Origin of the sequence: Streptomyces sp. NBC_00094, assembly GCF_026343125.1 — a bacterium.
Lineage (GTDB): Bacteria > Actinomycetota > Actinomycetes > Streptomycetales > Streptomycetaceae > Streptomyces.
Map to the genome: position 1 here is coordinate 1480800 of NZ_JAPEMB010000001.1, position 19540 is coordinate 1500339.

18 protein-coding genes are annotated in these 19540 nt (G+C 72.5%); 5 read left to right on the top strand and 13 right to left on the bottom strand.

The features are described from left to right. Positions 1–168: 168 nt before the first annotated feature. The 5 genes from OG580_RS06305 to infC all read right to left on the bottom strand — a co-directional run bounded on the left by OG580_RS06305 (position 169) and on the right by infC (position 3867). A complete protein-coding gene (locus OG580_RS06305; protein WP_267042642.1) occupies positions 169–1302 on the bottom strand; it encodes an ATP-binding protein in 1134 nt (377 codons plus the stop codon). A gap of 81 nt (positions 1303–1383) precedes the next feature. Continuing rightward, positions 1384–2223 carry an RNA methyltransferase gene (locus tag OG580_RS06310; RefSeq protein ID WP_267042643.1) on the bottom strand — a complete coding sequence of 280 codons (840 nt, stop codon included), beginning with the start codon at positions 2221–2223 and terminating at the stop codon, positions 1384–1386. A gap of 113 nt (positions 2224–2336) precedes the next feature. Further along, a complete protein-coding gene (gene rplT / locus OG580_RS06315; protein ID WP_024760684.1) occupies positions 2337–2723 on the bottom strand; it encodes a 50S ribosomal protein L20 in 387 nt (128 codons plus the stop codon). Between the two features lie 106 nt (positions 2724–2829). Continuing rightward, on the bottom strand, positions 2830–3024 hold the full coding sequence (gene rpmI, locus OG580_RS06320) for a 50S ribosomal protein L35 (protein WP_073818494.1): 195 nt from the start codon (positions 3022–3024) through the stop codon (positions 2830–2832). Between the two features lie 123 nt (positions 3025–3147). After that, the gene (gene infC, locus OG580_RS06325) at positions 3148–3867 is read right to left on the bottom strand and encodes a translation initiation factor IF-3 (RefSeq protein ID WP_267047915.1); all 720 of its coding nucleotides are present in this window, start codon (positions 3865–3867) and stop codon (positions 3148–3150) included. Between the two features lie 378 nt (positions 3868–4245). Here infC and OG580_RS06330 point away from each other — a divergent pair, with 378 nt between their 5' ends. Then, positions 4246–4623 (top strand): DUF1844 domain-containing protein, encoded by a 378-nt coding sequence (locus OG580_RS06330; protein ID WP_267042644.1) that lies wholly within the window; start codon positions 4246–4248, stop codon positions 4621–4623. A gap of 141 nt (positions 4624–4764) precedes the next feature. Here the strand turns inward: OG580_RS06330 and OG580_RS06335 are convergent, their stop codons facing one another. The 3 genes from OG580_RS06335 to OG580_RS06345 all read right to left on the bottom strand — a co-directional run bounded on the left by OG580_RS06335 (position 4765) and on the right by OG580_RS06345 (position 7819). Continuing rightward, positions 4765–5496 carry an SseB family protein gene (locus tag OG580_RS06335; RefSeq protein WP_267042645.1) on the bottom strand — a complete coding sequence of 244 codons (732 nt, stop codon included), beginning with the start codon at positions 5494–5496 and terminating at the stop codon, positions 4765–4767. 74 nt (positions 5497–5570) lie between these two features. Next, positions 5571–6743, bottom strand: coding sequence for a type VII secretion-associated serine protease mycosin (gene mycP / locus OG580_RS06340; RefSeq protein WP_267047916.1), 1173 nt, complete (start codon positions 6741–6743; stop codon positions 5571–5573). 44 nt (positions 6744–6787) lie between these two features. Continuing rightward, positions 6788–7819 carry a hypothetical protein gene (locus tag OG580_RS06345; RefSeq protein WP_267042646.1) on the bottom strand — a complete coding sequence of 344 codons (1032 nt, stop codon included), beginning with the start codon at positions 7817–7819 and terminating at the stop codon, positions 6788–6790. A gap of 646 nt (positions 7820–8465) precedes the next feature. Here OG580_RS06345 and OG580_RS06350 point away from each other — a divergent pair. Continuing rightward, the gene (locus OG580_RS06350; protein WP_267042647.1) at positions 8466–9668 is read left to right on the top strand and encodes an amino acid deaminase/aldolase; all 1203 of its coding nucleotides are present in this window, start codon (positions 8466–8468) and stop codon (positions 9666–9668) included. 47 nt (positions 9669–9715) lie between these two features. On the opposite strand, the gene OG580_RS06355 is transcribed toward OG580_RS06350, so the two are convergent. The 4 genes from OG580_RS06355 to OG580_RS06370 all read right to left on the bottom strand — a co-directional run bounded on the left by OG580_RS06355 (position 9716) and on the right by OG580_RS06370 (position 14610). Next, the gene (locus OG580_RS06355; RefSeq protein ID WP_267042648.1) at positions 9716–10546 is read right to left on the bottom strand and encodes an HAD family phosphatase; all 831 of its coding nucleotides are present in this window, start codon (positions 10544–10546) and stop codon (positions 9716–9718) included. Between the two features lie 478 nt (positions 10547–11024). After that, the gene (locus OG580_RS06360) at positions 11025–11813 is read right to left on the bottom strand and encodes a 3-oxoacyl-ACP reductase (RefSeq protein ID WP_267042649.1); all 789 of its coding nucleotides are present in this window, start codon (positions 11811–11813) and stop codon (positions 11025–11027) included. A 6-nt stretch (positions 11814–11819) separates the two neighbouring features. Further along, positions 11820–13175, bottom strand: a complete 1356-nt coding sequence (locus OG580_RS06365) for an aldehyde dehydrogenase (protein ID WP_267042650.1) — start codon at positions 13173–13175, stop codon at positions 11820–11822. Between the two features lie 70 nt (positions 13176–13245). Beyond that, positions 13246–14610, bottom strand: coding sequence for a glutamine synthetase family protein (locus tag OG580_RS06370; protein WP_267042651.1), 1365 nt, complete (start codon positions 14608–14610; stop codon positions 13246–13248). 89 nt (positions 14611–14699) lie between these two features. Between OG580_RS06370 and OG580_RS06375 the strand changes: the two genes are divergently transcribed. From OG580_RS06375 to OG580_RS06385, 3 genes are all read left to right on the top strand, one after another. Then, positions 14700–15428, top strand: a complete 729-nt coding sequence (locus tag OG580_RS06375) for a FadR/GntR family transcriptional regulator (protein WP_267042652.1) — start codon at positions 14700–14702, stop codon at positions 15426–15428. Positions 15429–15546: 118 nt separating this feature from the next. Continuing rightward, positions 15547–16980, top strand: coding sequence for an ethanolamine permease (gene eat / locus OG580_RS06380; RefSeq protein ID WP_267042653.1), 1434 nt, complete (start codon positions 15547–15549; stop codon positions 16978–16980). Between the two features lie 81 nt (positions 16981–17061). Continuing rightward, on the top strand, positions 17062–17817 hold the full coding sequence (locus OG580_RS06385) for a gamma-glutamyl-gamma-aminobutyrate hydrolase family protein (RefSeq protein WP_267042654.1): 756 nt from the start codon (positions 17062–17064) through the stop codon (positions 17815–17817). A 177-nt stretch (positions 17818–17994) separates the two neighbouring features. Here OG580_RS06385 and OG580_RS06390 read toward each other — a convergent pair whose 3' ends face one another. Beyond that, positions 17995–19461 (bottom strand): cytosine permease, encoded by a 1467-nt coding sequence (locus OG580_RS06390; RefSeq protein ID WP_267042655.1) that lies wholly within the window; start codon positions 19459–19461, stop codon positions 17995–17997. Positions 19462–19540: the final 79 nt, after the last annotated feature.

Sequence of the window (19540 nt, forward strand, 5' to 3'; positions counted from 1 at the left end):
TCTTCCCGTGCTTCCGTTTGGCTGGCTGGGCGCGGCCCCGCTCGACGACAAGGGCGCAAACGTGCCAAAGGTCGAGTCTAACGGGGCGCTCGGACGGTGATGAGCCCGTGGGCAGGCCGGGCGGCCTCGGATCTCGTCTGGAACGTGTCTGGAACTCGTCAGATCTCGTCAGATGAGATGGGCCGGGGTGCCGACGGGCAGGATAAATCGGAACTCGGCCCCGCCGCGGGGGCCCCGTCCGACGGTGATGGTGCCGCCGTGGGCCTCGACGATGCCCTTGACGATGTAGAGGCCGAGGCCGGTGCCGCCGCGTTTGCTGCCCCGCCAGAAGCGGGTGAAGACGCGGCTCATCGACGCTTCGGGGATGCCGGGGCCCTCGTCGCTCACGGTGACCTCCGTCCCCTCTTCTCCGTCGTCGCCCGCCGTGCGGGGTGCCACCTCGATGGTGACGGTTCCGTCGCCGTGGCGCACCGCGTTTTCCAGGAGGTTGCCGAGGATCTGGTCGATCTTGTCGGGGTCGGCCCACAGCTTGGGCAGGTGCGGCCTGATCCGTACGAAGAAGCGGTCCGGGGACTGGCCGCCGGTCGTCTGGACCTGGACGTGGCGGCCGATGGCCGCGGCGAGGTCGACGGGCTGGCGGCGCACCTCCAGGCGGCCGGAGTCGATCCGGGAGATGTCGAGGAGCTCGGCGATGAGGCGCTTGATGCGGCCCGCGTCGGCGTCGACGGTCTCCAGCATCAGCCGCTTCTGCTCGTCGGTGAACCGCTCCCACTTGTCGAGGAGGGTGGCGGTGAAGCCCTTGACGGAGGTGAGCGGGGAGCGCAGCTCGTGGGCGACGGTGGCGATGAGCTCGGCGTGGCTGCGCTCGGTACGACGACGGGCCTCGGTGCCGCGCAGGGAGACCACGACGCGGCGGACCGGTCCCTTGGGGCGCTCGCGGACGTACCGGGCGGAGACGAGGACCTCACGGCCGCCGGGGAGCAGCAGGTTGCGCTCGGGCTGGCCGCGGCGGATGGCGAGTCCGCCGTACGGGTCGGTCAGGGTCCACCAGCGGCATCCCTTGAGGTCCTCAAGGGGCAGCGCCTGGTCGAGGGGGAGGCCGAGGGCCTGGCCGGCGGGGACGGCGGTGATGCGGGCCGCGGCGGCGTTGAAGCAGACGACCCGGCCGGTCTCGTCGGCGACGACGAGACCGTCGGGCAGGTCGTCGGGGTGGACTCCGGCGAAGTCGGAGTACGAGTCCGCTTCCGGGGCGTGCGGCGCGGCGCTCCGTGCCTGTGCGGGACTGTCCGTATCGACCGTCATCCCCGTTCCCCACCCCTCCGTGTAGCGCAGTGGGCCCCCGAGTGCGTCACTCTACTGGGCGGAGACGCCGGAATGGACCCCTCAGGCCGAGGTTCGGGGGCGCTGGGCGCGGGCGGAGGCGTACAGGCAGACGGCGGCCGCCGTCGCGAGGTTGAGGCTCTCGGCCTTGCCGTGGATGGGGACGCGGACGACCGCGTCGGCGAGCGCCCGGGTCTCCTCGGGCAGCCCCCAGGCCTCGTTGCCGAAGATCCAGGCGGTGGGCCCGCCCATCGTGCCGGCGTCCAGCTCGTCGTCGAGGTCGTCCTGGCCCGCTCCGTCGGCGGCGAGGATCCGTACGCCCGCGCTCTTGAGCCCGGCGACGGCCTGCTCCACGGGGACGCCGACGGCGACCGGCAGGTGGAAGAGGGAGCCGACGGAGGCCCGGACGGACTTGGGGTTGTAGAGGTCGACGGAGGCGTCGGTGAGGATGACGGCGTCGGCGCCGGCCGCGTCGGCGCAGCGCAGCACGGTGCCGGCGTTCCCGGGGTCGCGTACGTGGGCGAGGACGGCGACCAGCTTGGGCCGGGCCGCGATGATCTCCTCGAAGGGCGAGTCCAGGAACCGGCAGACGCCGACGATCCCCTGCGGGGTGACGGTCTGGGAGACCTCGGCGAGGACGGCGTCGGAGGCGTGGTGGACGCGGGCTCCGGAGGCGACGGCGGCCTCGATGATCGGGGCGTAGCGCTCGGCCGCCTCGACGGTGGTGAAGAGCTCGACGAGGGTGGGCTCGCCGCCGGCCCCGCGGTGCTCGACGGCCTCACGCACGGCCTGCGGGCCCTCGGCGATGAAGAGGCGGTCCTTGCCCCGGAAGTTGCGCTTGGCGAGCCGCCGGGCGGCGACGACGCGCGGGGAACGCGGGGAGATCAGCTCGGGGGTGACCATGAGGTGCGGCGGTTCTCTCTTCGAGGGGGACGGCGACTGCGGGGGCCCGAAGCACCCGGACCCGCAGGCGCACGCGCCTGCGGGTCCGGGCAGAGGTACTGCGGCCTGGAAGATCAGGCAGCGGCCTTCGGGGCGTTGACGTCGGCCGGCAGAGCCTTCTGCGCGACCTCGACCAGCGCGGCGAACGCGTTGATGTCGTTGACGGCCAGCTCGGCGAGGATCTTGCGGTCCACCTCGATGTTGGCGGCGTTCAGACCCTGGATGAGGCGGTTGTACGTCATGCCGTTCTGACGGGCAGCGGCGTTGATGCGCTGGATCCACAGACGGCGGAAGTCGCCCTTGCGCTTCTTGCGGTCGTTGTAGTTGTAGACCAGGGAGTGGGTGACCTGCTCCTTGGCCTTGCGGTACAGGCGCGAACGCTGACCGCGGTAGCCGGAGGCCGCCTCGAGGATCGCCCGGCGCTTCTTGTGGGCGTTGACTGCCCGCTTGACGCGTGCCACTTGTTAACTCCTTGTAGCGGGGTCGTGGTTGGACTCACACGACCCGAAAAACGAATGGGTCCCGGACCTGGCCGGAAGCCCCCGTTGCCGAGGGCGGGTGATCAGATCAGATGCCCAGCATCTTCTTGATCTTGGCCGCGTCGCCCGGGGCCATCTCCGCGGTGCCGGTGAGGCGGCGGGTCAGCTTGGACGACTTGTGCTCGAGCAGGTGGCGCTTGCCGGCGCGCTCGCGCAGGATCTTGCCGGAGCCGGTGACCTTGAAGCGCTTCTTGGCACCGGAGTGCGTCTTGTTCTTCGGCATCGCGCCGTATCTCCTCGTCAGTGGCGCTCCCCCCGGTGCGGGCACCGGACATCCGGGAGCGTCAATTCTTGGTGTGGTGGTTCGGGGCGGGGCCCAGGGCTGCCTGGATGGCAGCCCGTGGGGTCACGCCTCGGTGTTCTCGGCCGGAGCCTCGACCTCGGCCTCGACGGCCGGAGCGTCGGCGACCTCGGCCTCGGTGACCGGAGCCTCCTCGACCGCGACCTCCTCGGCCGCGACCTCGGACACCTCGGACGCCTCGTCGGAGGCGACGCCCTGGCGCTCGGCCTTGCGTGCGGCCTGGGCCTCACGCGCCTCGGCCATGGCCTCGGTCTTCTTCTTGTGCGGGCCGAGAACCATGATCATGTTCCGGCCGTCCTGCTTCGGGTTGGACTCGATGAAGCCAAGCTCCTCGACGTCCGACGCCAGCCGCTGAAGCAGCCGGAAACCAAGCTCGGGGCGGGACTGCTCACGACCACGGAACATGATCGTGATCTTGACCTTGTCGCCCTGCTTGAGGAACCGGACGACGTGACCCTTCTTGGTGTCGTAGTCGTGCGGGTCGATCTTCGGCCGGAGCTTCATCTCCTTGATGACCGTGTGCGCCTGGTTCTTGCGCGCCTCACGGGCCTTCATGGCCGACTCGTACTTGAACTTCCCGTAGTCCATGAGCTTGCACACGGGCGGACGGGCGGTCGCCGCGACCTCGACCAGATCGAGGTCGTACTCCTGTGCGAGCTCCAGGGCCTTGGCAAGCGGAACAATCCCGACCTGCTCGCCGCTGGGTCCGACAAGTCGCACCTCGGGAACGCGAATCCTGTCGTTGATGCGGGGCTCGGCGCTGATGGATCCTCCTAGGTAGCACCACGCGACCGCCTGGCGGACGGACGCGCAACGTCTGTTTCACTGAGACCAACCGAGCCGGTACGCAAAAAACGCCCCGGACGGGACACAGGCGGGGCTCCTGGGAATACCGGAGCACCGTCGCGATCAACCGCGGGGCGCGCATCGGGCGGCTCCATCGTCCGTACGGAACGATGGGCGCCACCTGACCGGTGACCCGCCACCCGTGAGGGTGGTAGGTGGGAGTACGGAGCCTCCACTTGTGGGCCGGGCACACAGGTGTCCGGCCGGTCGTGACACAAGGTTAGCAGGACCGGCCCCTCTACGCGAACCGGGGCGGGGGCGACAGGGAGGCGCGCCGATCGGCTTATCGTGTGAGGCATGAGCGAGACGCCCCAGAACGAGTCCGCGGACTCCCCTGAAACCCCCGACTTCGACGCCATGACCCGCGACATCGCGGAGGTCCCGGCCGTCGAGGTGATCGTGACGGTCGCCGTCAACCTGATGAGCGCCGCCGCGGTGAAGCTCGGGCTCACCGAGGAGGGCGACAAGTACAAGGACCTCGACGAGGCGCGCAAGCTCGTCCACGCCCTCGCGGGCCTGCTGGACGCCGGCGCGACGGAGGTCTCCTCCTTCCACGCCGCACCCCTGCGGGACGGCCTGAAGTCCCTCCAGCTCGCCTTCCGCGAGGCGTCCCTGATCCCGGACGAGCCGGGCCAGGGTCCTGGCGAGAAGTACACGGGACCGGTGTACGGCTAGGGCTTCCGGGGGTACGGGGGTCGTCCCCCGGAAGAGAACAGCCACGGGACCGGTGTACGGCTAGGGCTTCCGGGGGTACGGGGGTCGTCCCCAGGCCCCCGGAAGAGAACAGCCACGGGACCGGTGTACGGCTGAGACTTCCTATCGCTTCACGTAGAAGGGCTCGCCCGGAGGCGTGGCCGAGGCCGGCAGCAGTGCCAGGTCGAGGCCCCGCACCAGGCGGGCCCTCAGTGTTTCGTCGGCGGCCAGGACGCGGGCCACGCGCTGGGCGGCCTCCGCCGGGGACGCGTCCTCGGTGAGGACCAGGGCGAGGGTGCCGTCGGCGGCGCCGGGGCCCAGGTGGGCGCGGAGGACCGCGGGCTCGGCGGCGACGGCGGCCCGTACGGCCTCCCGTACGGCCGGGTCGTCGAGCGGATCCACGCTGGAACGGCCCTCGGCGAGGGCGAGCAGGGCCGGGCCGGTCACCTGGTACGGAACGGGGCCCGCGAGGTCCAGGACGACCGTGTCGGCCTTCTCGTGCGCGGCGGCCTGGAGTGCCTGGTGCAGCGGGACCGCCACGGGGCGGGCCTCCGGGTCCCACAGGGCCAGCGAGGCGATCGAGGTGAAGGCGGGCAGGGCCCTGCGGTCGCCCGCCGTGAGGGTGGGGACCGCCATGTCGCTGGTCTTCTCGCGGCGCAGGCCGTTCTCGTCGGTCTCGACCTCGCCGAGGACGGCGACCACGGGGACGAGCAGCCGGGCGCCCTTGAGCGCTTCGAGGACCGGGCCGTGGGCGGTTCTGTCCTCCGCCCAGGCCGCGAGGGCCGCGGCGAGCCGCGGGTCGGCGGTGCCGTCGTCGTCGGAGAAACCGGGGTCCGGGATGTTCTTGAGCGCCACGCACCGAGCCTAACGGGCGGCGGGGGCGACGGGACGCGGCGGGTGGGGTGGCCGACGGGCGGGGTGGCCCGTGGTCAGCGGGGGCGTCTCGTGCGGCGGAGGGCCACGGCGGTCAGGAGCAGCAGGGCGCCGGCTCCGCCCGCGGCGGGGGCCAGCAGGCCGAAGGGGCGGCTCTCCTCGATCGCGGGGGTCGGGCCCGGGCCGAAGTACTGGCCCCGGTAGCCGGAGGTGGCGTTCTTCGGGTCGCCGCCCTTGCGCCCGGCCCCGGCCTCGATGGCGGCGGCCGGGTCGACCGTCCCGTACCCCTTGGCGTCGCTGCGACCGCCCTTGGGCCGGTTGCGGGCGGTGTCGATCAGCAGCTGCTTGATCTGGGCCGGGGTGAGGTCGGGGTGGGCGGACCGGACGAGGGCGACGGCGCCGGAGACGAAGGCGGCGGCGGCGCTGGTGCCCCAGCCCTCGTAGTAGCGGCGGTCGGGGTCGGCGATGACGATGTCGACGCCGGGGGCGCTGACGGTGGCGTACCAGCGGCGGGTCGAGAAGGAGGCGTGGGTGCCGTACCGGTCGACGGCGGTGACGGCGATGACGCCGGGGTAGGCGGCCGGGTACGAGATGTGGTCGCCCTTCTCGCCGCCGTTGCCGGCGGAGGCGACGACGGAGACGCCCTTGGCGAGGGCGTACTGGACGGCGGCGTCCTCGCCCGCGTCGGGGTGGGCGGACTTCGAGTCGTCACCGAGGGAGAGGTTGATGACGTCGGCGCCGTGGTCGGCGGCCCAGCGGATGCCTTCGGCGAGGGCGGTGCCGCGGGATTTGCGGGCCTTGTCGCGGGCCTTGTCGCTGCTTTCGAGGATGACCCGGACGGGGAGGATCTCGGCGCCGGGGGCGATGCCGAGGACCCCGTTCCCGTCGCCGGGGCCGTGGCCGTGCCCGGCGATGATGCCGGCCATGGCGGTGCCGTGGCGGGCCCAGGCGCGGTCGCCGTCGGAGGCGCCGAAGCCGATGAGGTCGTGGCCGGGGAGGACGGAGCCGGTCAGGTCCGGGTGGTCGGCGTCGACGCCGGTGTCGAGGACGGCGACCTTGACGCCCTCGCCCTTGGTGGTGCGCCAGGCCTCCGTGGTGTGGAGGGCCTCCAGGCCCCACTGCCGGGCGCGGATGGTGTCGGCGTGGGCGGGGGCGGTGGTCGCGGGGAGTACGGAGAAGGCGGCGGCGAGCAGCACGGCCGCGGCGGGCCGGGGGCGGAGGGGCCGGATGCGGCGGGCGGCGCGCGTGGGGTGAGCAGAGCGGGTGGGGCGGGTCACCGGGCCTTCTCCTTCTCCGTGGCCGCCGGGGCGACGGTCGTGCGGAGCAGTGTCACGAAGCGCTCGGCGATGCCCTTGGCCTCGTGGCCGAGGCCGGACTGCGCGGTGGCGTCGGTACGGCCCTGGGCCATGGCGCCGTCGGCGGGCTGCGGGCGGTCGACGGCCCGGCCGTCGGCGAAGCCGGAGACGGCGGTGACGACGACGGGGAGGTCGGCGGGGGCGTTCAGCCACCAACTCGCGCGCTGTCGGGCGCCGAAGCGGGCGGCGACGGTGGAGGGGGCGGAGAGGGCCGGGGGGACGTCCTCGCCGAGCCGGGCGGTGAGGCCCGTGCCGAGGGTGCGCTGCGCGGTGACGTCGGCGCGGGTGAAGACGAGGCCGACGGTGATCACGCTGCTGGCGGTGGCGTCGGTGTACGTGGCGCGCAGGACGCGTTCGCAGCCGAGCGGCGTGACGGTGGCGAGGAGGCCCTTGGCCAGGACCGCGGGCGAGCAGGGGGCGTCCTGGGCGACGACGATCCGGGTCCAGGTGCGTGCGGAGGCGCCGGGGCCGGCGCCGGCCCCCGTGAGGGTGCGGGGGAAGAGGGTGTCGACGGGTGCGTTGCGCCAGAGGTCCTTCGCCTCGGTGTACCCGGCGGGTTCGGCGGGCCGCGCGGGGTCGGCGGCGGCCAGCCACATCCCGGCGAGCGCCCCGCCGATGAGCCCGACCCCGAGGACGACGCAGGCCGTGACGGCGAGCACGCGCCCGGTGCGGCGCTCGCGTACGGGCCGCAGCCGGGTGGTGGTCTCGACGGGCGTCTCGGGAGGCAGGGCGCCGGCGAGCCCGTACGCGGGAAGGGGCCGCGCGGGCTTCGGCGCGTCCACCGCGTCCCGGATCGGCCGCAGGCGGGTGGTGGTCTCCACCTCCGGTACGTCGGCCTGACGGGGCGACGGGGACCGGTCGCCGCGCGGCGCCGAACCGGAGGCCCCGACGCCGGCGGCGGTCACCTCGGAGGCGCCGGAAGCCGGCCGGGCGGGCGGGGCGGCGGGCACGGAGCCCGCGACGCGCGGGGACGACGGGGCGGCCGTGTGCGGGTGCCGCGATATGGGGAGGCCGGCCGCACGAGACGCGGGCGTCCCGGAGGGACCCGCGGCGGGCGGCGGGGGCGCAGTCGGCGGGGCCGGGGCCCCGAGGGCCGTCCGAGGCACAGGAGGCGGGGCCGGCGACGCCACAGGGTGTGGGCTCGGCGGCGCCGTCGGGCGCTTCGGGGCCTCGGGCGGCGGAAGGGGCACAGACGGTCGGGCCGGCGACGCCACAGGGGGCGGGCTCGGCGGCGCCGTCGGGCGCTTCGGGGCCTCGGGCGGCGGAAGGGGCACAGACGGTCGGGCCGGCGACGCCACAGGGGGCGGGCTCGGCGGCGCCGTCGGGGCCTCGGGGGCCGGGCCGCCCGGTGCCGTCGGCGGCTTCGGGGGCGCCTGGTGGGGCCGGGCGTTCGGGGCCGACGGGCGCTTCGGGGCCGGGGGGAGGAGGGCGTCGGTGATGCGGGACGTGGGGCGTGGGTGTTCGGCGGTCATCCCCGTCCCCCGGCTCGTGTCGACAATGGCCGTCACTCTACGGGCTGTTCCCCGCCCTACGGGAACCCGGGCCGACCTGGCTCGGGGGCTACCCACCCGTATAGCTGTCTGGCAAGCTCGGGCCATGACTCCCCGCGCCGCCGACCGGGCCCGTTACGACCGTGCCACCGCTCATCTCGACGCGCCCGTGGCGATCGTCGATCTTGAGGCCTTCGACGACAACGCGGCGGATCTCGTGCGCCGGGCCGGTGGCAAGCCCGTCCGGGTCGCGAGCAAGTCCGTGCGGTGCCGGGCCCTCCTGGAGCGGGTGCTCGCGCGCGAGGGCTTCGCCGGGATCATGTCGTTCACGCTCGACGAGTCCCTGTGGCTGGCCCGCGCCGGGTTCGAGGACGTACTGCTGGCGTATCCGTCGGCGGACCGTTCCGGGTTCGGGGAGCTCGCGCGCGATCCGAAGCTCGCCGCGGCCGTGACCGTGATGGTCGACGACGTGGCGCAGCTCGATCTGATCGACGCCTCCCGGGCCGGCGGGGCGGAGGAGATCCGGGTCTGTCTGGAGCTGGACACGGCGTTCCACCTCCTCGGGGGGCGGGTCCGGATCGGGGCCCTGCGCTCGCCGCTGCGCACCCCCGCCGAGCTGGCCGAGGTGGCCCGTTCCGTGGTGCGGCGCCCCGGTTTCCGGCTGGTCGGGATCATGGCGTACGAGGGGCACGTCGCCGGCGTCGGCGACGCGGTCGCGGGCCGGCCGCTGCGCTCGCGGGCGATCCGGCTGATGCAGTCCGCCGCCCGCCGGGAGCTGGCGGAGCGCCGCGCGGCCGTCGTCCGGGCCGTCCGGGCGGTGGCGCCGGACCTGGAGTTCGTGAACGGCGGCGGCACCGGCAGCGTGCAGCACACGGCCGCCGAGGACGCCGTGACGGAGATCGCCGCCGGTTCCGGGCTCTTCGTGCCGCGTCTCTTCGACAACTACACCTCCTTCAGCGGACGCCCGGCCGCGCTGTTCGCGCAGCCCGTCGTCCGCCGTCCCGGTGTGGGCGTGGTGACCGTGCTCGGGGGCGGCTACCCCGCGTCCGGGGTGGCGGGCCCGGACCGGCTGCCCGTGCCGTACCTGCCGGAGGGGTTGCGGTACGACCCGCAGGAGGGCCCCGGCGAGGTCCAGACTCCGCTGCTCGGCTCGCCGGCCGACGACCTGCGGATCGGCGACAAGGTGTGGTTCCGGCACGCGAAGGCCGGCGAGTTGTGCGAGCGGTTCGATCAGCTGAGGTTGGTCGAGGGCGACCGGGTCACGGCCACCGTGCCGACGTATCGGGGGGAAGGCCGGACCTTCCTCTAGGCCGGACCTTCCTCCAGGGCGGAGGTTCCTCCAGAGCGGCCGTTCCTCTAGTAGGAGGGCGGGAAGAGCGTGTCCTGTTGGTCCGGGATCACGGTGCCGTCGGGGCGGCGCACCGGCTGCGGCGTGCCGTCGCCCGCCGTGTAGCCCGTCGTGGCGCAGGGGTACGGCGTCGCCTTCCGCTTCTTCGGCTCGATGAACATGGGGTTGACGATCCAGCGGCCGTCGCCGTTCTCGTAGGCCCGGCACATGAGTTCGTTCTTGTTGCGGTTGAGGACCAGGCGCAGCCCGGTCGCGTCCCGCAGGAACGAGATGTCCGTGTCGGAGTCCCCGGCGGCGAACACCTGGCGCCGGGAGGCCGGTTGGACCCGCTCGGCGGCGGGTCCGCGCACGCCGAGGATCTCCTGGTTGATCCAGCAGCGTTTGCCGTCGATGTAGGTGATCATCTCGTCCTCGCCGTCCCGTACCGTGCCGCAGCCCTTGAAGTGGGCGGTGAGGCGGCCGTGTTCGGTGGTGTTGCGGATACCGATCGTGTGGGAGGGATCGACCCCGACGCCCTTCGCCCAGACGTCGACGACGGGTTCGGGTGAGGCGGAGACGATCCAGACGTCGAAGCCCGCGGCCTTGAGCGTGCGGATGAGGTCGCGCTGCTGCTCGTAGTAGCGGACCCAGCCGGTGACCCGGTCCGTGCCGACCTGCTGGGTGGATCCCTGCGGGGCGGCGAGGTTCTCGGTGCGGGCCGCGGCGGCGAAGGACTCGACCTGGCGGGTGGTCCAGCCGCGCAGGAGCTGGGCCAGCCAGGCGTACTGAGGTTCCGTGCGGCGGCGGTCGAAGCCGTCGAAGGCCGGCTCGCCGCCGGTGGTGGCGCCGCCTCCGTACACGGAGAGGATCTCGTCGGCGCAACGCGTGTCGGTGGACGTGGGGAGGGTGCGTACGCCCGGTCGGACACGCCTCGCCGTGAACGCGTCGGCCCCCGAAGCACGACGGTTGGTGTTGGACCAGTCGCCATGCTCCGGGGGCCGAGTGCTCTCGTTGCGGAGGAGCCATTGGAACTCTCTCCCGGATGGATCCGGGAGACTCCCTCCTCCCTCACGGGGGCGGGTTTGACGGCGCTTACGTCCGTCCGACGACGATCCTCCCGACCGCCGGAGCAAGTACGAGACCCACTCGGGCTGTTGAGGGCTTGGCTATCGCCCCCGACATTGCGCTGACCCTATCAGCGCAATGGAGCAATGTTGCAGCGTTTCGCACCCTTGCTACCGGTTCGCTCCCTCCCGGGTGTACGCGGAACAGCCGGGCGCCTTGCGACGCCCGGCTGCCGGGTGAGGGAAGTGGAGTGAGCGGGGTCTAGAGCGGGGGCTAGAGGGGGGTCACGTACGCGCCCGAGATGCCGCCGTCGACGAGGAAGTCGCTGGCGTTGACGAAGGAGGAGTCGTCGCTCGCGAGGAACGCGACGGCGGCGGCGATCTCCTCGGCCTCGGCGAAGCGGCCGACCGGGATGTGCACGAGGCGGCGCGCGGCCCGCTCGGGGTCGCTGGCGAACAGCTCCTGAAGAAGGGGGGTGTTGACCGGCCCGGGGCAGAGGGCGTTGACCCGGATGCCCTCGCGGGCGAACTGGACGCCCAGCTCGCGGGACATGGCGAGGACGCCGCCCTTGGACGCGGTGTAGGAGATCTGGCTGGTGGCCGCGCCCATGATCGCGACGAAGGAGGCCGTGTTGATGATGGAGCCCTTGCCCTGGCGGCGCATGTAGGGCAGGGCGGCCTTGCAGCAGAGGTAGACGGAGGTGAGGTTGACGTCCTGGACCCGCTTCCAGGCCTCCAGGCCGGTCTCCAGGATGGAGTCGTCGTCGGGGGGCGAGATGCCGGCGTTGTTGAAGGCGATGTCGACGGAGCCGTACGTGTCGAAGGCGGTCCTGAACAGCGCCTCGACCTGCTCGGGGTCGGTGACGTCGACCTTGACGAAGGTGCCGCCGACCTCCTCGGCGGCGGCCTTGCCGGCCCGCTCGTCGATGTCGCCGCAGACGACGTTCGCGCCCTCGGAGGCGAGGCGGCGGGCGGTGGCGAGTCCGATGCCGCTGCCGGCTCCGGTGATGACGGCGGTGCGGCCGACGAGGCGGCGGCAGATGATGGCTTCGGTGCTGGTCATGGGTGCTCAGGCCTCCGTGCTGATGAAGACGTTCTTGGTTTCGGTGAAGGCGGTCAGGGCGTCGGGGCCCAGTTCGCGGCCGAGGCCGGACTGCCGGTAGCCGCCGAACGGCGTCCAGTAGCGGACGCTGGAGTGGGAGTTGACGGAGAGGTTGCCGGCCCGGACGGCACGGGATGCGCGCAGGGCGCGGCCGACGTCCCGGGTCCAGATCGAGCCGGAGAGGCCGTACTCGGTGGCGTTGGCGAGCCGGATCGCGTCGGCCTCGTCGTCGAAGGGGAGGACGACGGCGACCGGGCCGAAGACCTCCTCGACGGCGCAGGGGGCGTCCTCGGGCACATCGGTGAGGACGGTCGGCGGGAACCAGAAGCCGGGGCCTTCGGGGGCCTTGCCGCGGATCCCCCGGAGGTCTTCGGTGACGTACGAGCGGACCCGGTCGAGCTGCGCCCGGGAGATGAGCGGGCCCATCTGGGTGCGCTCGTCGAGCGGGTCGCCGACGACGATCTCCTCGATCGCGGGGGTGAGGAGCTCCAGGAAGCGGTCGTACGCGCTCCGCTGCACGAGGATGCGGGTGCGGGCGCAGCAGTCCTGGCCGCTGTTGTCGAGGAAGGCCATCGGCGCCGCGGCGGCGGCCGCCTCGACGTCCGCGTCGGCGAAGACGATGTTGGGGCTCTTGCCGCCGAGTTCGAGGGTGAGCCGCTTCACCTGGTCGGCGCACTTGGCCATGATCGATTTGCCGACCCTGGTGGAGCCGGTGAAGACGATCTTCGCGATTCCGGGGTGCTCGACGAGGGCGTTGCCGGCCACCGGGCCCGTGCCGGGGAGGACCTGGAAGAGACCTTCGGGCAGGCCTGCCTCCAGGGCGAGCTCGGCGAGGCGGAGCGCGGTGAGCGGGGTGGTCTCGGCGGGCTTGAGGATCACCGCGTTGCCGGCGGCGAGGGCCGGTGCGGTGGCCCAGGCGGCGATCGGCATGGGGAAGTTCCAGGGCGCGATGACGCCGACGACCCCGAGGGGTTCGAGGATCGTGACGTCGAGGCCGCCGGCCACCGGGATCTGGCGCCCGTTGAGGCGCTCCACTCCCCCGGCGGCGAAGTCGAGCAGGTCGCGGACGTTGCCGGCCTCCCAGCGGGCGTTGCCGATGGTGTGCCCGGCCTCGGTGACCTCCAGGCGGGCGAGCTCCTCGACGTGCCCGTCGACGACGGCGGCGAAGCGGCGCAGCAGCCGGGCGCGGTCGGCGGGCGCCGCGGCGGCCCAGCCGCGCTGGGCGGCGGTGGCGCGGACGACGGCGGCGTCGACGTCGGCCGGGGTGGCGGCGGGGACGGTGGCGACCACTTCCTCCGTCGCCGGGTTCAGTACCTGGAGCAACTCGTTCCTCTCGGAGACGTGCGAATCAGAGGCGTACGGATCAGAGACGTATGGATCAGAGACGTACGGATCAGAGGCGTTCGAAGGAGCGGCGCAGTTCCCAGTCGGTCACCGCGGCGTCGAAGGCGTCGAGCTCGACGCGGGCCATGTTCCGGTAGTGGGCGACGACCTCGGCGCCGAAGGCGGCCTTGGCGATCTCGCTCGTCTCCCAGAGCTCGGCGGCCTCGCGCAGGGTCGTGGGGACGTGCGCGTACTCGGCGGTGTAGGCGTTCCCGGTGCAGGGCTCGGGCAGTTCGAGGCGCTGCTCGATTCCGTACAGGCCGGCGGCCACCAGGCCCGCGACGGCGAGGTAGGGATTGACGTCGCCGCCGGGGAGGCGGTTCTCGAAGCGGGTGGAGCGGCCGTGGCCGACGACCCGGAGCGAGCAGGTGCGGTTGTCGTGGCCCCAGGCGACCGCGGTGGGGGCGAAGGAGCCGGGCTGGAACCGCTTGTAGGAGTTGATGTTCGGGGCGTACAGGAGGGAGAAGTCGCGGAGGGCGGCGAGCTGTCCGGCGAGGAAGTGCCGCATGGTCTCGGACATGTGGTGGGGGTCGTCGCCGGCCATCACGTTCTCTCCGTCGGCGTTCTGGAGGGAGAGGTGGATGTGACAGGAGTTGCCCTCGCGCTCGTTGTACTTCGCCATGAAGGTGAGCGAGTAGCCCTCCTGCGCGGCGATCTCCTTGGCGCCCGTCTTGTAGACGGCGTGCCGGTCGCAGGTGACGAGGGCCTCGTCGTACTTGAAGGCGATCTCGTGCTGGCCGGGGTTGCACTCGCCCTTCGCGGACTCGACGGTGAGTCCGGCGGCGGTCATCTCGTTGCGGATCCGGCGCAGGAGGGGTTCGATGCGACCGGTACCCAGGACGGAGTAGTCGATGTTGTACTGGTTGGCGGGGGTCAGACCGCGGTAGTTCGCGTCCCAGGCCTGCTCGTAGCTGTCCTTGAAGACGATGAACTCGAGCTCGGTGCCGACGTGGGCGGTGAAGCCGTGCTCGGCGAGGCGCTCCAGCTGGCGGCGGAGGATCTGGCGGGGCGCCGCGACCACCGGGGTGCCGTCGCCCCAGGCGAGGTCGGCCGTCACCATGGCGGTGGCCTCGTTCCACGGGAGGCGGCGGAGGGTGGTGAGGTCGGGGTGCATCGCGAAGTCGCCGTAGCCGCGGTCCCACGAGGACATCTCGTAGCCGTCGACGGTGTTCATCTCGGTGTCGACGGCCAGAAGATAGTTGCAGCCCTCGGTGCCGTGGCCGAGGACGTCGTCGAGGAAGAACTGCGCGGCGAACCGCTTGCCCTGCAGCCGTCCCTGCATGTCGGGGAAGGCCAGGACGACGGTGTCGATCTCTCCGCTCGCGACGAGGGCGCGCAGCTCCTCGACCGAGAGCGGGGGTGTGCGGTCTGCCACGGGATTGCTCCTCCTTCGGCCTGCCGGGAGCCATAAGGTATTGCGGAAGACCATTGCTTGGGAAGTGCTGGAGAAGGGAAAACGAGAACGTGGCCAGTACGAGTGAATCGGCGGACCGGCTGACGCCCGTGCTGCGGCCGGTGAGGGCGGGCAACGGCTTCGAGGAGGCCCTGGAGCAGATCCTCCAGGTGGTGCGGCTCGGTCTCGTGCCGGGCGGGGACCGACTGCCCGCCGAGCGCGAGCTGGCCGACCGGATGGGGATCAGCCGGGTGACCCTGCGCGAGGTCCTCAAGGTCCTCCAGGACCAGGGGCTCGTGGAGAGCCGGCGCGGCCGGTACGGCGGAACGTTCGTGCTGCCCCGGGTCCAGACGGCCGACGAGGACGAGCTGCGCCGCCGGATCGCCTCGGTCGACATGGAGGACACCCTGCGCTTCCGTGAAGTCCTCGAAGTGGGGGCCGCCGGGCTCTGCGCGGCGCACGGGCTCGACGCGGCGGGCGCCGAGCGGCTGCGGGCCGCCGTGGCGGCGACCCATGACGCCCCGCTGGCCGATTACCGCCGCCAGGACACCCTGCTCCACCTCACGCTCGCCGAGCTCTCCGGCTCGCCGACGCTGACCGCCCAGTACGCCGCCGTCCGGGCGACGGTGAACGACCTGCTGGACTGCATCCCCCTGCTCGTACGCAATCTGGAGCACTCCCAGCACCAGCACACCGCCCTGGTGGAGGCGGTCCTCGACGGGGACGCGGACGCGGCGCGCGAGGTGATGCGGGAGCACTGCTCGGGGACGGCGGCGCTGCTGCGGGGGTTCCTGACATGAGACGGGCGTCCCCGGGTACGTAACCCGAAAGTAACGCACGGGGGTTGCGCTCCCCCGTCGGCCACCGCAAAGGTATGGCTCCAATCCATTGGGCCCGTTGCGGGGAGCTGACGCTGCCATGACGCTCGAAGACACCACACCGGCGAAAGACGACTACCTGGAGCGGCGCGCGCTGCGCCGCGGCAGCGCGGGCTGGCTGCTGCTCACCGGACTCGGCGTCGCCTACGTCGTCTCCGGGGACTTCTCCGGCTGGAACATCGGTCTGTCGAAGGGCGGCTTCGGCGGACTCGGCGTCGCCACCGTCCTGATGGGCGCGATGTACGCCTGTCTGGTCTTCGCGCTCGCCGAGCTCTCCGCCATCCTCCCCACGGCGGGCGGCGGCTACGGCTTCGCCCGCCGGGCGCTCGGCACCTGGGGCGGGTTCCTCACCGGCACCGCGATCCTCATCGAGTACATCCTCGCGCCCGCCGCGATCTCGATCTTCATCGGCGACTACGTCGAGTCCCTCGGCCTCTTCGGCCTGGAGTCCGGCTGGCCCGTCTACCTCGTCTGCTTCGCGCTCTTCATCGGGATCCATCTGTGGGGCGTGGGCGAGGCGCTGCGTTTCAGCCTCGTCGTGACGGCGATCGCGGTCGCGGCGCTCGTCGTCTTCGCGCTCGGCGCGTTCACCGACTTCCACGTCGACGGCCTGAACGACATCCCCGTCGACGGCGAGGCCTTCGGGTCGAACTCCTGGCTGCCCTTCGGACTCCTCGGGATCTGGGCCGCGTTCCCCTTCGGCATGTGGTTCTTCCTCGGCGTGGAGGGCGTGCCGCTCGCCGCCGAGGAGGCCAAGGACCCGGTGCGGTCGATGCCGAGGGCCCTCTCCCTCTCCATGGGCATCCTGGTGCTGCTCGCCGTCGTGACGTTCCTCGCCGCCACCGGCGCGCGCGGCTCGGCGGCCGTCCAGGAGGCGGGCAACCCGCTCGTCGTGGCGCTCCAGGGCGACGGGGAGCCGACGGCGCTCAGCCGGTTCGTGAACTACGCGGGCCTCGCGGGTCTGGTCGCCTCCTTCTTCTCCCTCATCTACGCCGGTTCGCGCCAGCTGTTCGCCCTGTCCCGGGCCGGCTACCTGCCCCGCTTCCTCTCCCTGACCAGTCGCCGCAAGTCGCCGTACCTGGGGCTGCTCATCCCGGGCGCGATCGGCTTCGCGCTCGCCGCCGGGACCGGGAACGGGGCGCGGATGCTGAACATCGCGGTCTTCGGCGCCACCATCTCGTACGCCCTCATGGCGCTCTCGCACATCGTGCTGCGGCGCCGCGAGCCGGGGCTGCACCGGCCGTACCGGACGCCCGGCGGTGTCGTGACCTCCTCCGTCGCCTTCGTCCTGGCCCTTTCGGCGCTGGTCGCGACCTTCCTGGTGGACCGGGCGGCGGCGTTCATGGCGCTCGGGGTGTACGTGATCGCTCTCGCCTACTTCGCGTTCTACAGTCGGCACCATCTGGTGGCCGGCGCGCCGGAGGAGGAGTTCGCGGCGCTCGCCGCGGCCGAGGCCGAGCTCGCACGCGACTGATTCGTCGAGTCGCCGCGCCACCGAGTCGCCGCGCCACAGCGTCACAGTGCCACTGACGCTCCGTACCTCTGGAGGAAGCACGTGTCCAAGCCGCTCATCGGCGTGACCACCTATCTGGACCAGGCCCGTTGGGGGGTGTGGGACATGCAGGCCGCGCTGCTCCCCGCGCCGTACCCGCGGCTCGTCCGGGAGAGCGGGGGGCTCGCCGTGATGCTGCCGCCGGACGAGCCGGCCGCCGCCGCGCAGGTCGTGGCCCGGCTCGACGGCCTCGTCGTCGCGGGCGGCGCGGACGTCGAGCCCGTACGGTACGGAGCCGAGCCCGACCCCCGTACGGGCCCGCCGGCTCGCGCCCGGGACTCCTGGGAACTGGCCCTGATCGACGCGGCCCTGACCTCCGGCACCCCGCTGCTCGGCATCTGCCGGGGCATGCAGCTGCTGAACGTGGCCCTCGGCGGGACGCTGATCCAGCACCTGGACGGGCATGTGGAGGCGGTCGGGGTGATCGGCCGGCATGCGGTCAAGCCGGTGCCGGGCAGCCTGTACGCCTCCCTGGTGCCCGAGTCGGCCGAGGTCCCGACCTACCACCACCAGGCCGTGGACCGGCTGGGCGCGGGTCTCACGGCCACGGCCCACACGGAGGACGGCACGGTGGAGGCGGTGGAACTGGCCGCCCCCGCCTGGGCCCTCGGCGTGCAGTGGCACCCGGAGATGGGCGAGGACACGCGGGTGATGCGGGGACTCGTCGAGGCCGCGGCAGCGGCTTCGACTTCGGCTTCGGCTTCGACTTCGGCTTCGGCTTCGGCTTCGGCTTCGGCTTCGGCGGCCGCTCGGCGGTGAGGAGCCGGTCCTCGCGTCACCGCCCGGATGCCGTGGACCGGGTCCAGGCCGACGGCCGGTGGGAGCTACTCGTGGACGCTCCACGCGCGCGTGATGCCCGCGGCGCGGGCCCGCCGGCCCCGGTTCCGCCGAGGGACCTTGGCGTGTCCCCGCCGATCCGGAGGGTCGTACGGCCGTTCACGCGGGTGTCCGGGCGGCGCGCACGGTGGCGTCGTTCCTCATGAGCAGGGCGTAGAGGGCCGCGGAGACCGTCATGCCGACGGGCAGGGAGAGGTCCACGCCGCCGAGGGCCGTGGCGATCGGGCCGGTGTAGAGGGTGTTGACGCAGAGCGCGGCCGAGGCGACGCCCGCCGCGAGGGAGAGGGCACCCGCGAGGTTGACGCCGCCGGTGTACCAGAAGGGGCTTCCGGGGGTCTCGTCCGTGAGCGCGAGGCCGTCGTAGCGGCATCGGCGCAGCACGACGTCGGTGGCGTAGACGGCCATCAGGGGGCCGATCAGGACGACGATCGCCTGGAGGGCGTTGCTGACGGTGTCGAGGAACCGGGAGACGAGCAGGCCGTAGAGGGTCAGGGCGACGGCGACGGCGCCGTCGAAGAGGACGCTGACGGTCCGGCGGATGCGCAGGCCGACGGCCTGGAGGGCGAGGCCCGCGCTGTAGGCGGTCAGGGCGTTGATGGAGATCGTGCCGAGGACCAGGGCGAGCAGGAAGACGGGGGTGAACCAGCCGGGCAGGATCGTCTGGAGGGCGTTCTGCGGGTCGGTCATGTCGACGGCGGTCGCGGCGAACGCGCCGAGCGAGCAGACGACGACGCTGGGAAGGAAGGCGCCGAGGGCGGTCCAGCCGACGATCGCCTTCTTCGAGGCCGTACGCGGCAGGTAGCGGGAGAAGTCCGCGCTCGTCGTGTACGAGAGCGGCCCCGAGGCGACCATCGTCGTGCCCGCGACGAGGAGGGCCCAGAGCTCGGTGCCACCGAGCGGCTCGGCGGGGGTGTACGAGAAGTCGGCGTGCCGCAGGACGGCGAACGCGACGATCGTGAAGGCCCCGACGAGCGCGAGGGTGATCGGCAGGTACAGCTTGATGATCAGGGCGTGCCCGTAGACGCTGATGGCCAGGGTGAGCGCGGCGATGACCACGATGACGGCCACTTTGACGGGGGTGTTCGCCGTGATGCCGGTCTTCTCGACGAGCGCGAAGGCGGCGGTCGCCGCGGCGGCGAGGTTGAGGGCGAAGTAGCAGACGGAGACCAGCCAGCCGCCGATCGCGTTGTTCACGCGGTTGCCGAGGACGCCGTACACGGCCCGGGTGATCACCTCGCTGGGTGCGCCCGCGGCGGGGCCCGAGGTGGCGAGGAGGCCGGTGAGCAGCCAGAAGAGGTTGCCGACGACGATCACGGCGACGGCCTGCCAGAGGCTCAGGCCCATCAGGACGAGGGCTCCGCCGATGACGAGGCTGAGGTAGTTGACGTTGGCCGCGGCCCATACGGAGAAGAGCTCGCGGGGGTGTCCGTGGCGTTCTGCGTCGGGGATGTGGTCGATGCCGTGGGCCTCGATACGGCCGGGTCCGTCGGTGACCGACGGGGTGATCGGAACGCCCCGGGAGCCGGGGGCCGAATCGGGGGTGGGATCGGGGATCGTGGAAGCCATGCGGCCCTCCGGATGCGGGATGTGCCCACCAGGTACCCACCTGGTTGCTTATTGGTCGCACACTCAATAGCATCCTGGG

Bases quoted from the DNA above. Each gene is read 5' to 3' on its own strand.
- OG580_RS06305 (WP_267042642.1), bottom strand. From the start codon at position 1,302: ATGACGGTCGATACGGACAGTCCCGCACAGGCACGGAGCGCCGCGCCG.
- OG580_RS06310 (WP_267042643.1), bottom strand. From the start codon at position 2,223: ATGGTCACCCCCGAGCTGATCTCCCCGCGTTCCCCGCGCGTCGTCGCC.
- rpmI (WP_073818494.1), bottom strand. From the start codon at position 3,024: ATGCCGAAGAACAAGACGCACTCCGGTGCCAAGAAGCGCTTCAAGGTC.
- OG580_RS06330 (WP_267042644.1), top strand. From the start codon at position 4,246: ATGAGCGAGACGCCCCAGAACGAGTCCGCGGACTCCCCTGAAACCCCC.
- OG580_RS06350 (WP_267042647.1), top strand. From the start codon at position 8,466: ATGACTCCCCGCGCCGCCGACCGGGCCCGTTACGACCGTGCCACCGCT.
- OG580_RS06360 (WP_267042649.1), bottom strand. From the start codon at position 11,813: ATGACCAGCACCGAAGCCATCATCTGCCGCCGCCTCGTCGGCCGCACC.
- eat (WP_267042653.1), top strand. From the start codon at position 15,547: ATGACGCTCGAAGACACCACACCGGCGAAAGACGACTACCTGGAGCGG.
- OG580_RS06390 (WP_267042655.1), bottom strand. From the start codon at position 19,461: ATGGCTTCCACGATCCCCGATCCCACCCCCGATTCGGCCCCCGGCTCC.